This is a genomic window from Variovorax paradoxus, assembly GCF_030815975.1.
Lineage (GTDB): Bacteria > Pseudomonadota > Gammaproteobacteria > Burkholderiales > Burkholderiaceae_C > Variovorax > Variovorax paradoxus_N.
Genome location: NZ_JAUSXL010000002.1, coordinates 3977271 through 3992143, shown reverse-complemented (window position 1 = coordinate 3992143; position 14873 = coordinate 3977271). Strand labels below are relative to the sequence as shown.

Sequence of the window (14873 nt, the reverse complement as noted above, 5' to 3'; positions counted from 1 at the left end):
AAAGAAAAAAAGCAGAGCTTCAGCGTGCAAGAGCGCGGGCACGCTTGCGCTCCATGCGGGCCGCGAGCAGCGAGAGCGGCCAGCAGATCGCGAAGTAGATGGCGGCCACCACCGAGAACACGACCAGCGGCTGGAAGGTGGCGTTGTTGACGATCTGCCCGGCGCGCGTGACCTCGACGAAGCCGATGATGGCCGCGAGCGAGGTGCCCTTGATGATCTGCACCACATAGCCCACCGTGGGCGCCAGCGCGATCTTGAAGGCCTGCGGCAGCACCACGTCGCGCATGCGGGCGCTGTACCTGAGGCTCAGCGCCTCGGCCGCTTCCCATTGGCCGCGCGGAATGGCCTCGATGCAGCCGCGCCAGATCTCGCCGAGGAAGGCGGCGCTGTTCAGGATGAGCGCAACGCCGGCCGCCACCCAGGGGTTGATGTCCAGCCCCAGCACCGGCGCGCCGAAGAACACCAGGAACAGCTGCAGCAGCAGCGGCGTGCCCTGGAAGATCTGGATGAAGGTGGTCGACACGCCGCGCGCCCACGCCGATTCCGACGTGCGCATCAGCGCAATGGCAAGCCCCAGGATCGCGCCGCCCACGAAGGCGATGGCCGACAGCGCCAGCGTCCACTTGGCCGCTTCGAGGATGAAGAGGAATTCGGGAAAGCCGAAGGTGCGCATGTTGTTTTCTCCGTCCGTCGACTTCTACCGGCGGTCCGGATAGTTGAGCGTGCGCTTGTAGATCAGCTTGAACATCGCCGAGAAGGCCAGTGCCAGCGCAAGGTAGATGGCAGCCACCACGATGTAGATCTCGAAGCTGCGGAAGGTCTGCGACTGCAGGTTGGCAGCCACCGAGGTCAGGTCGTCGGCCGAGATGACCGACACCACGGCCGAGCTCAGCATCAGCAAAATAAATTGGCTCGTGAGCGCCGGATAGATGGCCTTCAGCGCGGGCTTGATGATCACGAAGCGGAAGATTTCCCAGGGCTTGAGGTTGAGCGCCCGGCCCGCCTCGATCTGCCCCTTGGGAATCGACTCGATGCCCGCGCGGATGATTTCCGTGGCGTAGGCGCCGAGGTTCACCACCATGGCCACCAGCGCGGCCGTCTGCGGCGACCAGCGCAGCCCGATGGCCGGCAGCGCGAAGAAGAAAAAGAACAGCTGCACGAGGAACGGCGTGTTGCGGATCACCTCGATGTACGCATTGACGATGAAGCGCAGCCAGCCCGGCCCCGAGGTCTTGCCCCAGGCACAGAAGATGGCGACCACCAGGCCCAGCAGCGTGGCCACGAGCGAGAGCTGGATCGTGATCCAGGTGCCCTTGAGCAGCAGCGGCCAGGCAGCGAAGACGGCGTCGAATTGAAACTGGTAGTTCATGGTGGGGCGAACACGGCGTGGCCGTGCGCATGCCTCGAAAGCAATGCTTGCAGCTTATATGAAACCGGTTTCAGACCAAGCCAGGGATTTCCCTAGGTCAGCCTTTTGACAGCCCTTCTGCCTACACTCGCGCGATGCCGAATACAACCGAGGCCACCGTGGCCGCAGAGGCCATCGCATCCGCCGCTACCGGCACTTCCGCAGCGCCTGCCGTGCAGCATTTCAGGCAGGCCCTGCTCTGGCCCCTGCGGCTGGTGCCGGCCCCCGATGCCAAGCCCGCGCACCACGCTCCCTGGCATGTGCTGCGCGAGATGGGCGATGCCTCGCCCTGGCGCGAAGAGATCGACGAATACACCGGCGACAGCAGCCGCTTTCACGAGCGGCACTACAACGAGTTCGTGAGCTTCCTGCCGTACGTGCAGCGCTTCCTCTATGGCGAGGGCCGCTCGAAGAACAAGGACGGCGCGGACATCGGCAGCGACGGCGATTCACCGATGCGCATCTTCCGCCGCCACGACGTTGCGGCCGTGCGCGTGGTGCCGCAGGCCGGCGACGCGCCGATCACGCTCGACGTGGTGCATTGCGACCTGTACTTCTTCTTCGACATCGACGTGGTGCTGCTCAACCTCGAGGTCGGTGCGGATCACCTGAGCCTCGCGCAGGCGCAAGACCTGCTCTATCGCTTCGGCCGCGCCTACCCCGCGGGCTGGAACGCCGAGGGCGGCGCGCTGCATTGCATGGCCAGCGTCGAATGGCTGGCCGCCGACGGCAGCGTGCTCGCACGGTCGGATGCGCAGCAGCGCGAAGCCTTCCTCTCGCACGTGGCCCAGCACCGCGCGCCGCGCATCTCGGCCCACTGGGCTTATCTGATGCAGCCGCTGGTGAGCGACCATTCCGAAGACCCCGGCGTGCTGCGCTACCGGCAGATCGAGTACTACCGCATGCCGGTGATGGCCTACCTTTCGCTCGATGATCCGAAGCGCCTCTCGCGCAACGACTTCATCCGGCTCGGGCTCGTCACCGGCGCGGCCGAAGCCGATGCGGCGCAGCATGCCCACCTGCCCTACGCACAGCAGCACCTGGCCGACTTCGAGCACCGCTATTGCTACGACCGCTTCTGGGTCGATGCCGGCGCGGCGCCGAACACGCGCTACCTGTGCAACGGCCATGCGCTGATCGTGGTGGGCGATGCGCGCTCGGAATTCTTCTGCTGCCGCGACCGCGGCGTGCTCGCGCAGTTCCGCCACCAGCACTTCCTGCTGTTCCTGATCGCGCATTTCCAGAAGGCGGCGCTGCTGATGTTCTCGGACCAGCTGGTCGAGGCGCTCAAGCGGCTCGACATCCACAGCACACCGAGCGTGAAGCAGTTCAAGCGCGCGATCCGCGCGAGCTTCGAGCGCTTCCTGCGCTTCACGCACCGTTACTGGTTCCACGAGATCTCGGAGCAGGCGCAGGTGCGCGCGCTCTCGCGCATGTGCACCACGCACCTCGGGCTCGATCCGCTCTACGACGAGGTCAAGGCGCGCATCGCCGACATGAACACGTATCTCGACGCCGACAGCCTGCGCCGGCAGGCCAGCACTGTGGTGCGGCTCACGGTGGTCACGCTGTTCGGCCTGATCGGCACGGTGACGACGGGCTTCCTGGGCATGAACCTGCTGGCCGAGGCCGACGCGCCGCTGTGGCGCAAGGCGCTCTGGTTCGGCGTGGTGTTCGTCTTCACGACCTGGCTCACGATCTACACGATGGTGAAGTCGCAGCGGCTGTCGGACTTCATCGATGCGCTGTCGAACGACCGCCTGAGCTTCAAGGGCAAGCTGGCCGCGCTCGCGCGGGTGTGGCGGCCGGGGGCGGACTGATCAGAACGCGATGTCGGCCGAGGCCACGGCGCGGATCGGCACGCCAAAGCTGGTGATGTCCGACAGCGTGGTGTTGTGGTGGGCGCGAATGAACGCGCCCGTGGCGTGTGGCTTGTCGTGCGAGGTGTGCGCGTCGGCCGCGAGCACGACCTCGTAGCCCAGCGCGGCGGCGCGGCGCGTGGTGGTGTCCACGCAGAACTCCGACGAGTAGCCGCAGATCACCACGCGCTGCACTCCATGCCCGGTCAGCCACGCTTCGAGCGGTGTGCGCAGGAACGAGTCGGGCGTGGTCTTGCGGATCTTGGTGTCGCCCGAATCGACCTCCAGCGCGCTGGAAAGCTGCCATCGCTCGGAATCGAATTCGAGGTCGACGGCGTTCTCGTGCTGGATGAAAGCCACCGTCACGCCCGCGGCACGGGCACGCCCGGCGAGGGCATTGACCCGCTGCGCGACCTCGGCGGCTTCGTGGGGACGCGGCAGGTCGTCATAGAGGCCACGCTGCATGTCGATGACGAGAACGGCAGTTTTCATTGGGAGTGGAAAGCAGGACCCTGGACCACCCCGAGTATGACGCCGTCGCCGCTTCCTTCAACTCCAGGCGCTCACCTCGAGCCGCACCTTGCCGCTGATGCCGGGCGCAGCCGGTGCCGCGCCCAGGCTCGAAAGCGGCACGACGAACTGCAGCTTGCCGTCGGCCAGCTGCTTGGGGCTCATCGGCAGCGAGGCCTGCCCCGCGGTGTCGGTCTGCCAGCCGTACTTCACGTTCCAGTTCTGCGCCGGGTCGCCGGCCGGGGGCGGCGCAATCTCGATCACCAGCGTGTCGCGGAACAGCGAACTGCCTTCGTAGTGGCCGTCGAGCCAGAACTTCTTGTTCACCTGGTAGTCGGGCACGCGCACGCCCAGCGTCATGGCATAGGCCAGCGTCGGCCGGTCCTGCTTCACGCGCGCCTTGTTGGCAAGGAACACGGTCGAGAGATAGATCGAGCGGCGCTCGGGCTTTTCCGGGTCGGTCAGTTCCTTGTGCGTGCGGCAGGCCGGCGAATCCTCTTCGGCCACGCGCCGGCTCAGGTACCAGCGCTTGCCGCGCGGCGCGGCCAGCAGCTCGACCTGGTAGAGCGCGTCGACATCGGCATCCTTGGGCAGATCGGGCGGCAGGGTCACGCCATCGACCTCGAACCAGAGATCGACGCGCACGTCGCCGAACAGGAAGCGCACGAGGTTCTGGTAGGCCTCCTCGGAATTGACGATGCCGAAGTAGCCCGAGTGCGAACGAAAGGCGTAGGCCGTGGCCACCGGCTTGCTGCGCTTCGCATCGTCGATGGACCAGAGCGAGGCGTTCTCGATGCGCACCAGCCCGTCGCTGCCATGGCCCGCGAACATGCGCGAGAGGCCCTTGGCGGCCTCGTAGTCGCCGCGGTTGGAGCCCACCATGCAGAAGAAACGTTCGGCCGGAAACGCGGCGGCCGGCAGGTAGTCCATGCGGCCCTCGACCGGCGCCGTGTCCAGGAACTCCGACATCCGCTCGCGGTTGAAGGTGTTCATCTCGTTGGCCGTGAGCCAGCCCGGCACGTTGACGCCGCCCATGTCGATGCCGTTGTGCGGCGTGGCGTAGGTGAACACCTTGTCGACGCAGGCACGCGCCGCCGCATCGCCGAGCGCCGGGTTCTGCAGGAAGGCCCGCACCACCAGCCCGCCCATCGAATGCGCCACCAGGTAGCAGCGGAAGCCATCCGCCGAGAAAGCAGGCCCCTCGCGCAGCGCCACCAGGTCGCGTACGCGAAGGATCAGCTTGGCGAGGCCCTGCGCGTAGATCTTCACGTCGCGCGACTTGCCGTCGCCGAGCAGTTCCGAGCCGCTGTCGTAGTAGCGGTAGATGACGATCGACGCGGCCGGAATGCCGTCCACGTCCTTGCCGGTTTCGTCGGGCGAAGGCTTCCAGTCGTTGTCGAGGATGTCCAGGCCGTTCTGATAGACGCTCTGGTACTGGTAGTCGGCCAGGAGCCGCACCACCGGGGATTCGAAGACGAACTTCTGCGCCGGCGCATCCTTCTTCACGGTGGCGCGGTAGACGGTGGAGCCCACGTTGAAGCCGCAGAACGGATCGGCGGCGGTGTCGTCGCGCTCGGCTTCGGTCATGGCGTAGCCGCGCACGTAGATGATGGGATAGCGGTTGCTGCTCATGGTGTGGTCGCCTCCTCGAAGCCGCGGGACGCGGGCTTTTCAGTGTGCCGCGCGGTGCCGCCTCAGGCCATAGAACGCATGGCATACGACGAGCGGCTCAGAAATGCCCCTGTGCGCCGAATGTTTCTGCCGCTGAAACCATTGGCGGCGGTGCGCCGGCTAAGCTCGCGCCGCAAAAACACCACGACACCGCAGCCCATGAACGACGCCGCCCGCCTCTCAATTTCTTTTCTGAAGCGCCGCCTTCGCAGTTACGGCAGTTCGCTCTTCGCGGCCAGCTGCGCGCTGGTCGCGGGCTGCGCCAGCAACAGCGGGTGCGAGGCGCGCTACGACGCATCGCCGCAGTTCAAGGGCTGCAACTTCCAGAACATGGCGAACCCGGACGTCCTGCCCTCGGCCAGCGGCTGGCGGATCTGGACGCGCTTCATCGTCGGCGACAAGGTGGGCACCGTGCCGGTCGACCCGATTCCGGTGCGCATGCTGGCCACGGCCGACCTGGAAGCGCTCGACCCCCAGGCCAACCACGTGGTGCGGCTCGGCCATTCGTCGCACCTGCTGAAGCTTCACGGCAAGTACTGGTTGATCGACCCCGTGTTCAGCGAGCGCGCGTCGCCGTTCACCTGGGCGGGCCCCAAGCGCTTTCACAAGCCGCCGCTCACGCTCGAGCAGTTGCCGCCCATCGAAGGTCTGATCCTCTCGCACGACCACTACGACCACCTCGACGTGGCCACCATCGAGTACCTCGCGCAGCGCGTGCAGCACTACTTCGTGCCGCTGGGCGTGCGCGCGCGGCTGGTGGCCATGGGCGTGCCCGCGGAACGCGTGACCGAACTCGACTGGTGGCAGGGCGGCGAACACGACGGCGTGAAGCTCACCGCCACGCCGGCACAGCACTTCTCGGGCCGCACGCTGACCGACCGCGACCGCACGCTGTGGGCTTCATGGGTGGTGCAAAGCGGCGGCCAGCGCATCTTCTACAGCGGCGACTCGGGCTACTTTCCGGGCTTCAAGCAGATCGGCGAGCGCTTCGGCGGCTTCGACCTGGCGCTGATGGAAAACGGCGCCTACGACGCCTACTGGCCTGCCGTTCACATGACGCCCGAGCAGAGCGTGCAGGCCTTCGAAGACCTGCGCGGCAAGGTGCTCTATTCGGTGCACAACACCACCTTCGACCTCGCCTTTCACACCTGGCACGATCCGCTGGACCGCATTGCCGACCTTTCAGAGGCGAAGAAGATCGAACTCGCCACGCCGGTGATCGGCGAAGTGCTGACAGTGGGCAAGGCGCGCACCAACGAGCGCTGGTGGCAGGGCCTGCACTGAGGTGAACGGACCTTAGCCGCGCTCCTTGCGCTCGCGCGCCCGGCGCTGCTGCCGGGTCTCGATGGCCTGCGCCGCGATGCGATCCTTCTCGCGCTGCTTGGCCCCGCGCTGCAGGCGCATGCGCCGGCCGAACCAGAAGCTGGCCAGGCCCGTGACCACCGCAATCACGAGGCCGATGATGCTGATGTCGATGCCGCCCATCACAGCACCCGCACGATGCTCGTCGGCTTGAAGCCCAGGTCGGCCGCCTTGCCCTTGCGCGCACGGCTGCCGCGCGCGTTGTTGAGTGTGCGGATTTCCAGCGTCTCGTCGCGCTCCTTGCCGCCGCGGCCGATGCCTTCGATCTTCACGCTGCGCGTGTAGGCCGCAGCACCCGCCAGGGTGTCCTTCGCTTCCAGGTCGATCAGCGTGAGGCCGCGGCCGCCCTTGGGCAAGCTCTTGAGCTCGGCGATGTCGAAGGTCAGGATGCGCCCGCCGGTCGAGGCGCAGGCCACGTGCGTGGCGGCCGGCATCGGCTCCGCGCCGCTCGCGCCGCCCACCAGCGAAGGGCGGCAGAGCTGCTCGCCCTCGCCCACGTCGATGAAGGCCTTGCCGCCGCGCTGGCGCGACATCATGTTCTCGACGGTGGCGATGAAGCCATAGCCGCCGGTGTTGGCCAGCAGCACGCTCGCGCCCACGGGGCCCGCAAAGAAGTGCGTGACATGCGTGCCGGCATCGAGTTCGATCAGCGTGGTCACGGGCTGGCCGTCGCCGCGCGCACCGGGCAGAGAGGCCACAGGCACGGTGTAGACGCGCACCGACTTGTCCTTCGCGCTACCGAACACCAGCAGCGTGTCGACGCTGCGGCATTCGAAGGCGCCGTAGAGCGCGTCGCCGGACTTGAAGCTGTACTCGGGCACCGCGCCGTTTCCGTTGCCGGCCGCCTTCTCGCTCGCCCAACCCTTCTGCGCCCGCACCCAGCCCTTCTGCGAGACGATCACGGTCACGGGCTCGTCGACCACCTTCACTTCGGCCACGGCGCGCTTCTCGGCCTGGATCAGCGTGCGGCGCGGGTCGTCGAAGGTCTTGGCGTCGGACTCGATTTCCTTCACCAGCAGGCGGCGCAGCGCGGCCGGGCTGCCGAGGATGTCTTCGAGCTTCTTCTGCTCGTCGCGCAGGCCCTTGAGTTCCTGCTCGATCTTGATGGCTTCGAGCCGCGCGAGTTGGCGCAGGCGGATTTCAAGGATGTCCTCGGCCTGGCGTTCGCTGAGATCGAAGCGCGCAATGAGCGCAGCCTTCGGGTCCTCTGCCGCGCGGATGATCGCAATCACCTCGTCGATGTTGAGCAGCACCAGCTGCCGCCCCTCGAGGATGTGGATGCGCTCGAGCACCTTGTTGAGCCGATGCCGCGAGCGCTTCTCGACCGTGACCTCGCGGAACGCGATCCACTCGTTGAGCATCTGGCGCAGCGATTTCTGCGTAGGCTTGCCGTCGATGCCCACCATCGTGAGATTGATCGGCGAGGAGGTTTCGAGCGAAGTCTGCGCGAGCAGCGTGGTGATGAATTCTTCCTGGCTGATGCGCGAGGTCTTGGGCTCGAACACCAGGCGCACGGCCGCGTCCTTGCTGGACTCGTCGCGCACCACGTCGAGCACCGACAGCATCGCGGCCTTGAGCTGGGTCTGGTCGGCGCTCAGGGCCTTCTTGCCGGCCTTCACCTTCGGATTGGTGATTTCCTCGATTTCCTCGAGCACTTTCTGCGTGCTGACGCCGGGCGGAAGCTCGTTGACCACCAGCTGCCACTGGCCGCGCGCGAGGTCTTCGATCTTCCAGCGCGCGCGCACCTTCAATGAACCGCGGCCGGTGCGGTAGGCGTCGGCAATGTCGGCCGGGCCGCTGATGATCTGCGCGCCGCCAGGGTAATCGGGGCCGGGCACCAGCTGCAAGAGCTCTTCTTCGCTGAGCTTGCCGTTCGACTTGATCAGCGCCACGCAGGCATCGGCAATCTCGCGCAGGTTGTGGCTCGGGATTTCGGTGGCCAAGCCGACCGCAATGCCGCTCGCGCCGTTGAGCAGCGTGAAAGGCAGGCGCGCGGGCAAAAGGCGCGGTTCCTGGGTGCTGCCGTCGTAGTTGGGAATGAAGTCGACCGTGCCTTCGTCGATCTCGTCGAGCAGCAGGCTGGTGATGCGGGCCAGGCGCGCTTCGGTGTAGCGCATGGCCGCGGCACCGTCGCCGTCGCGGCTGCCGAAGTTGCCCTGGCCATCGACCAGCGGATAGCGCTGCGAAAAATCTTGCGCCATGCGCACCAGCGCGTCGTAGGCGGCCTGGTCGCTGTGCGGATGGAAGCGGCCGAGCACGTCGCCGACCACGCGCGCGCTCTTGACGGGCTTGGCGCCCACGGTGCCGTTGGTGCCGCCGAAGCCCAGGCCCATGCGCGACATCGAATAGAGGATGCGCCGCTGCACCGGCTTCTGGCCGTCGGACACGTCGGGCAGCGCGCGGCCCTTGACCACGCTGAGCGCGTATTCGAGGTAGGCGGTCTGTGCGTAGTCGGCCAGCGTGAGGGTGGTGTCGCCGTCGGTGGGACCCTGGAGATCGAGCGGAGGTTGGGAATCCATGGAGAAGAGAGAAAGAGAAACGGTTGCGGGCCGTGCGCTTTTTTTGCGCTCAGCCCAAAGTGAAAGCCTCGTGCACCGCGGACTGCACGGCGCCGCCGAGCACCGCGCCGCCGCCGGCCACATAGATCCAGTCGCCGATCACCGCGGCGCCCACCGCATGGCGCGGCGTGGTCATCGGCGCATGGCGCTGCCAGGTGTCGGCCGCGGGATCGTAGCTTTCCATCTGGCCGAACACCTTGGCCTGGCGCGGCACGCCGCCCACCAGGAAACCGCCCTCTCCGCCCATGGCGAAGAAGCGGCCGCGGTACACCACGAGGCCGTGGCCTGAACGCGCGGTGGGCAGCGGCGCACGCAGCTCCCAGGTGTCGCGCGCGGGCAGGTAGACGTGATGCAGGTCGGTGTTGTATTCGAAGGTGTTGAAGCGCCCGCCGATCACGTGGATCTGGCCGCCGTGCGCCACGCAGCCCACGTGGTCGCGCGCGCCGGGCAGCGGCTTGGCGGAGGACCAGCGATCGGCCTTGGGGTCGTAGACCTCGTGCCAGCCCACGCTCGCGCGTTCCGCGGCAGGCTCGGAGGCGCCGCCGATCAAGTGCAGCGCGCCGCCCTGCATCACCGCGGCGGCCGCGCCACGCGGGCGCGGCAGCGGTGCGATGGCGGTCCAGCGGTTGGCCGCGATCTCGTAGACGTAGGCGTTGGTGTCGGAGCGGCGGTTCTGTTCGACGAAGCCGCCCAGGGCGTAGACGCGGTCGCCATCGGCCGCCACCGCCACGTGGTTGGCGCCGCGCGGCAGCGGTGCGCCGTCGAGCCAGCGGTCGGCCTTCGGGTCATAGATGTGGTGGTAGTCGCGGTTGACCGCGCCTTCGCCATAGCCGCCGACCACATGCATGCGCCCCTGCGCCGCGGTGGCCCAGGCCATCTCGCTGCGCGGAATCGGCAGGGCCGCGCGCGGCACCCAGCGCCCCGCGGGACCGGCCGGCGCGGGGCTGTCGGTGACGCGCTGGGCTTCCTGCTCGGGCGTCATGTGGTGCGGAACACCGCCCTGCAGCCGCGCGTAGGGTTCTTTCGACGAAGGCGCCGGCGGCAGCGTGTCGTGCGTGGCCGCGTGCTGCGCGCGCGCAGCGCCGGCCACCGCGCAGGCAGCAGTCGCCAGAACGAAGCTTCGACGGTGCATGAAGGGCTCCTTCATCGGCAAGGAAAGGCGCTTGCGGTCCATCAGGACACCGGTGCGTCCGGGCTGCTGTCCGGCACCGTCGATGGCCCGGGGCCTTCGGGCATGGCCGGCATGCCGCCGGGCGAATCGGGCGGCATGTTGCCACGGCCGATCGCGCCGCCCTTGGGCACCGTGAGCTCCATGCGGATGCGCCCCGGCGTCTTGCCGCCGCGCCCGCCGCCGCCCGCCAAGGCCGCCCCCGCGGCCGACGGCTTGAGGTAGGCGTAGAGCTGCAGCACCGTCTGTACGTAGTTCTGCGTTTCCTTGTAGTTCGGGATCTTGTTGCCCGCGCGCTGCACCGCGCCCTCGCCGGCGTTGTAGGCGGCCAGGGCGAGTTCGATCTGGCCGGGGAACATCGCGATCAGGTCGCGCAGGTAGCGCGAGCCCGCGGCGATGTTGATGCGCGGGTCGAACAGCTTTTTCTCGATGGTGCTGCGCTTGTCGGCCGCGACGCCATAGCGCTGCGCGGTGGCCGGCATGAGCTGCATGAGTCCCATCGCACCCTTGGGCGAAACGGCCTGGGCATCGAAACCCGATTCGGTGGCGATCAGCGCCTGCAGCAGTTCGTAGTCGATCGAATGCTTGCTCGCCGCATCGCGCAGCGCGACCTTCGCGGTCTTGTAGCTTGGCGAGGCCTCGAACAGGGCCAGCAAGGTCTGCGACGCCTGCGGCACCTTGCCGTCGGGCTTGCGCCCGCCGCGCCCGAAGGCCGCGATGCCCTGCGAGGTGTCGAAGCTCTGGCCGCGGCGAAAGAAGACCTGGTAGCGCTCGTCGATCTTTTCCGATGCGAAGTGCGCCACGCCCTTGCTGTCGATGTAGCCGTAGACGTCAGCGGCGTGCGCCAGCCCCTGCTGTGCGCACAGCAGCAGGGCCAGGAGCAAGGGACGCATGAGATCTGGAATTTTCACGAGGGTGGTCAAACATCGATATCGACATCGTCGGCGCGCAGTTCCATCAATTCGCGCCGGGCGGCTGCCTCGCCCTTGCCCATCAGCTTGGTGATCTCGCCCTGGGTGGAGGTGAAGTCGAAGCGTCCCAGTTGCACCTTCATCAGGCGCCGGGTATCCGGATTGAGCGTGGTTTCCCACAATTGTTCCGCGCTCATTTCGCCCAGGCCCTTGAAGCGGCTGATGCTCCAGGCGCCTTCGCGCACGCCATCTTTACGCAATTTGTCGAGCGTGGCGGTCAATTCGCCCTCGTCGAGCGCATAAACCTTGGAGGCCGGCTTCTTGCCGCGCGCGGGCGCGTCGACCCGGAATAGTGGCGGCTTTGCGACATACACATGGCCGGCTTCGATGAGCTTCGGAAAGTGGCGGAAGAACAGCGTGAGCAGCAGCACCTGGATGTGCGAACCATCCACGTCGGCATCGGAGAGGATGCAGATCTTGCCGTAGCGCAGGCCGCTCATGTCGGGGGTGTCGGCGGGGCCGTGCGGATCGACGCCCACGGCCACCGAGATGTCGTGGATTTCGGTGTTGGCAAAGAGCCGGTCGCGCTCCACTTCCCAGGTGTTGAGCACCTTGCCGCGCAGCGGCAGGATGGCCTGGCTTTCCTTGTCGCGGCCCATCTTGGCGCTGCCGCCGGCCGAGTCGCCCTCGACCAGGAAGACTTCGTTGTGGCCGATGTCCTTGCTCTCGCAATCGGTCAGCTTGCCGGGCAGCACGGCCACGCCGGAGCCCTTGCGCTTCTCGACCTTCTGGCCGGCGCGCTGGCGCGTCTGCGCGGCCTTGATGGCCAGTTCGGCGAGCTTCCTGCCGTAGTCGACGTGCTGGTTGAGCCAGAGTTCGAGCGCGGGGCGCACGAAGCTCGACACCAGGCGCACGGCATCGCGCGAATTGAGGCGCTCCTTGATCTGGCCCTGGAACTGCGGATCGAGCACCTTGGCGCTCAGCACGTACGAAGCGCGCGCGAACACGTCTTCAGGCAGCAGCTTCACGCCCTTGGGCAAGAGCGAGTGCAGTTCGATGAAGCCCTTCACCGCGGTGAAGAGGCCGTCGCGCAGGCCGCTCTCGTGCGTGCCGCCGGCGCTGGTGGGAATCAGGTTGACGTAGCTCTCGCGCACCGGCTGGCCGTCTTCGGTGAAGGCCACGCACCAGTCGGCGCCCTCGCCTTCGGCGAAGTTGTCGGCGTTCTTGTCGGCATGGCCGCTGCCTTCGAACAGCGGGATCACCGGGTCGCCGTTGAGCGTCTGCATCAGATAGTCGCTCAGGCCGCCCTTGTAGAGCCACTGCTGCGTTTCCTTGGTCTTCTCGACCGTGAGCGTGACGCTCACGCCGGGCATCAGCACGGCCTTGCTGCGCAGCAGGTGGGTGAGTTCGGCCATGGGCAGCGCCGCGGTCTCGAAGTATTTGGCGTCGGGCCAGGCACGCACGGTGGTGCCCTGCTTGCGCTCGCCAGCCTCGAGCTTGCGGATTTCGAGCGCCTCGATCACGTCGCCGGCGCTGAAGGCCAGCTTGGCGGCCGAGCCTTCGCGGTGGGAGCTGACTTCGAGCCGCTTGGAAAGCGCATTGGTCACCGACACGCCCACGCCGTGCAGGCCGCCCGAGAAGCTGTAGGCGCCGCCCGAGCCCTTGTCGAACTTGCCGCCGGCATGCAGGCGGGTGAACACGAGCTCGACCACGGGCGCCTTTTCCTCGGGGTGCAGGCCGAACGGAATGCCGCGGCCGTCGTCCTCGACGCTGACCGAGCCGTCGGCATGCAGCGTGACCTTGATCTTCTTGCCATAGCCCGCCAGCGCCTCGTCGGCGGCGTTGTCGAGCACTTCCTGGATGATGTGCAGCGGGTTGTCGGTCCGGGTGTACATGCCCGGGCGCTGCTTCACGGGCTCGAGGCCCTTGAGCACGCGGATGGAGCCTTCCGAGTAGCCGGAGGACGCGGACGATGAACTGGGGGGAGTCTTGAGGGGAGTCGCCATGGGGGCGGATTGTAGTCAGTCACCCGGAAATGACTGGATACCCATACAGGCACGCTGTGCGTTCACGGGAGGGCGCGGGCTTTGATGCGTGCCGCGCATCAAAGCCCGCGCCAGAAATCATCAATGGCTCTGGCCGCCGGTCCACCTGCCAAAGTACCCAAGTCGCTACATTCGACGGCATGCAAGCCTCCCCTCCCACTCTCTCGGTCAAGCAGGTGCTGATCTGCGGCGCCATGATCGTCACGCTCTCCATGGGCATCCGCCATGGCTTCGGCCTCTGGCTGCAGCCGATCACGCAAGCCCAGGACTGGAGCCGCCAGACCTTTTCGTTCGCGCTGGCCGTGCAGAACTTGTCGTGGGGCATCTTCGGCGTGTTCGCGGGGATGGTGGCGGATCGCTTCGGGGCCTTCCGGGTGCTGATCGCCGGCACGGCGTTCTATGCGCTGGGCCTGCTGGGCATGGCGTATTCGCCCACGCCGCTGCTGTTCACGCTGAGCGCCGGTGTGCTGATCGGCGCGGCGCAGGCCGGCACCACCTATGCCGTCGTCTACGGCGTGATCGGGCGCCAGATCCCGGCCGAGCGGCGCTCCTGGGCGATGGGCGTGGCGGCCGCGGCGGGCTCGTTCGGCCAGTTCCTGATGGCGCCGATCGAGGGGCTGCTCATCGGGCACCTGGGCTGGCAGAGCGCGCTTGCTGTGGTGGCGATGCTGGCACTGGTGATCGTGCCGCTCGCCTTCGGCCTGCGCGAACCGCAGCGCGGCGCGCTGGCCGGGCGCCGCGAGCAGTCGGTGCTGCACGCGGTGGGCGAGGCCTTCCGCTACCCGAGCTTCGGCCTGCTGATGGCGGGGTATTTCGTCTGCGGCTTCCAGCTCGCCTTCATCGGCATCCATATGCCGACCTACCTGCGCGACCAGCGCCTGCCGGCCGAGGTGGCGGGCTACGCGCTGGCGCTGATCGGGCTCTTCAACGTGTTCGGCACCTACACGGTCGGGCTGCTGGGCCAGAAGCTGGCCAAGCGCAAGATCCTGGCGGCCATCTACCTTGCGCGGGCGGTGTCGATCGCCCTGTTCCTGCTGGCGCCCATTTCGCCGCTCAGCGTGTATGTCTTCTCGGCCGCCATGGGCTTTCTCTGGCTTTCGACGGTGCCCGCCACCAACGCGATCATCGCGGGCATCTTCGGCGTGGCGCACCTGTCGATGCTCAGCGGCTTCGTGTTCCTGAGCCACCAGGTCGGATCGTTCATCGGCGTCTGGCTGGGCGGCTATCTGTACGACACCACGGGCAGCTACGACATCGTCTGGTACATCGCGATCGCCCTGGGCGTGTTCGCGGCGTTGATCAACCTGCCGGTGAAGGAAAACGCCATTGCGCGCGGCGGGCGGACGGCCGCCGCAGCCGGCTGAGCTGACAGTGGACAATG

The 14873-nt window shown here is 67.2% G+C and carries 12 protein-coding genes; 3 read left to right on the top strand and 9 right to left on the bottom strand.

Going from position 1 to position 14873, the window contains the following annotated elements:
• Positions 1–19: 19 nt before the first annotated feature.
• Positions 20–673, bottom strand: coding sequence for an amino acid ABC transporter permease (locus QFZ47_RS22470; RefSeq protein WP_307657735.1), 654 nt, complete (start codon positions 671–673; stop codon positions 20–22).
• Positions 674–697: 24 nt separating this feature from the next.
• Entirely contained in the window at positions 698–1369 is a 672-nt protein-coding gene (locus QFZ47_RS22465) for an amino acid ABC transporter permease (protein WP_145747275.1), read from the bottom strand.
• A 134-nt stretch (positions 1370–1503) separates the two neighbouring features.
• Between QFZ47_RS22465 and QFZ47_RS22460 the strand changes: the two genes are divergently transcribed.
• Positions 1504–3228, top strand: a complete 1725-nt coding sequence (locus tag QFZ47_RS22460; RefSeq protein ID WP_307657734.1) for a hypothetical protein — start codon at positions 1504–1506, stop codon at positions 3226–3228.
• On the opposite strand, the gene QFZ47_RS22455 is transcribed toward QFZ47_RS22460, so the two are convergent.
• Positions 3229–3759: an isochorismatase family protein gene (locus QFZ47_RS22455; RefSeq protein WP_307657733.1), complete on the bottom strand. Its 531-nt coding sequence runs from the start codon at positions 3757–3759 to the stop codon at positions 3229–3231.
• A gap of 57 nt (positions 3760–3816) precedes the next feature.
• The gene (locus tag QFZ47_RS22450) at positions 3817–5409 is read right to left on the bottom strand and encodes an esterase/lipase family protein (RefSeq protein ID WP_307657732.1); all 1593 of its coding nucleotides are present in this window, start codon (positions 5407–5409) and stop codon (positions 3817–3819) included.
• Between the two features lie 198 nt (positions 5410–5607).
• On the opposite strand from QFZ47_RS22450, the gene QFZ47_RS22445 reads away from it, so the two are divergent.
• Positions 5608–6732: an MBL fold metallo-hydrolase gene (locus tag QFZ47_RS22445; RefSeq protein WP_307657731.1), complete on the top strand. Its 1125-nt coding sequence runs from the start codon at positions 5608–5610 to the stop codon at positions 6730–6732.
• 12 nt (positions 6733–6744) lie between these two features.
• On the opposite strand, the gene QFZ47_RS22440 is transcribed toward QFZ47_RS22445, so the two are convergent.
• From QFZ47_RS22440 to QFZ47_RS22420, 5 genes are read right to left on the bottom strand one after another with little or no spacing between them, the layout of a single operon-like run.
• Positions 6745–6933 (bottom strand): hypothetical protein, encoded by a 189-nt coding sequence (locus tag QFZ47_RS22440; protein ID WP_307657730.1) that lies wholly within the window; start codon positions 6931–6933, stop codon positions 6745–6747.
• The gene (gene parC / locus QFZ47_RS22435) at positions 6933–9329 is read right to left on the bottom strand and encodes a DNA topoisomerase IV subunit A (protein ID WP_307657729.1); all 2397 of its coding nucleotides are present in this window, start codon (positions 9327–9329) and stop codon (positions 6933–6935) included. The genes QFZ47_RS22440 and parC overlap by 1 nt, the downstream gene beginning before the upstream one ends.
• 49 nt (positions 9330–9378) lie before the next feature.
• Positions 9379–10500 carry a Kelch repeat-containing protein gene (locus QFZ47_RS22430; protein ID WP_307657728.1) on the bottom strand — a complete coding sequence of 374 codons (1122 nt, stop codon included), beginning with the start codon at positions 10498–10500 and terminating at the stop codon, positions 9379–9381.
• A 41-nt stretch (positions 10501–10541) separates the two neighbouring features.
• Positions 10542–11429, bottom strand: coding sequence for a lytic transglycosylase domain-containing protein (locus QFZ47_RS22425; RefSeq protein WP_307657727.1), 888 nt, complete (start codon positions 11427–11429; stop codon positions 10542–10544).
• 26 nt (positions 11430–11455) lie between these two features.
• The gene (locus QFZ47_RS22420; RefSeq protein WP_307657726.1) at positions 11456–13453 is read right to left on the bottom strand and encodes a DNA topoisomerase IV subunit B; all 1998 of its coding nucleotides are present in this window, start codon (positions 13451–13453) and stop codon (positions 11456–11458) included.
• Between the two features lie 179 nt (positions 13454–13632).
• Between QFZ47_RS22420 and QFZ47_RS22415 the strand changes: the two genes are divergently transcribed.
• Complete coding sequence (locus QFZ47_RS22415; RefSeq protein WP_307657725.1) at positions 13633–14856, top strand: MFS transporter; 1224 nt, start codon at positions 13633–13635, stop codon at positions 14854–14856.
• Positions 14857–14873 lie beyond the last annotated feature (17 nt).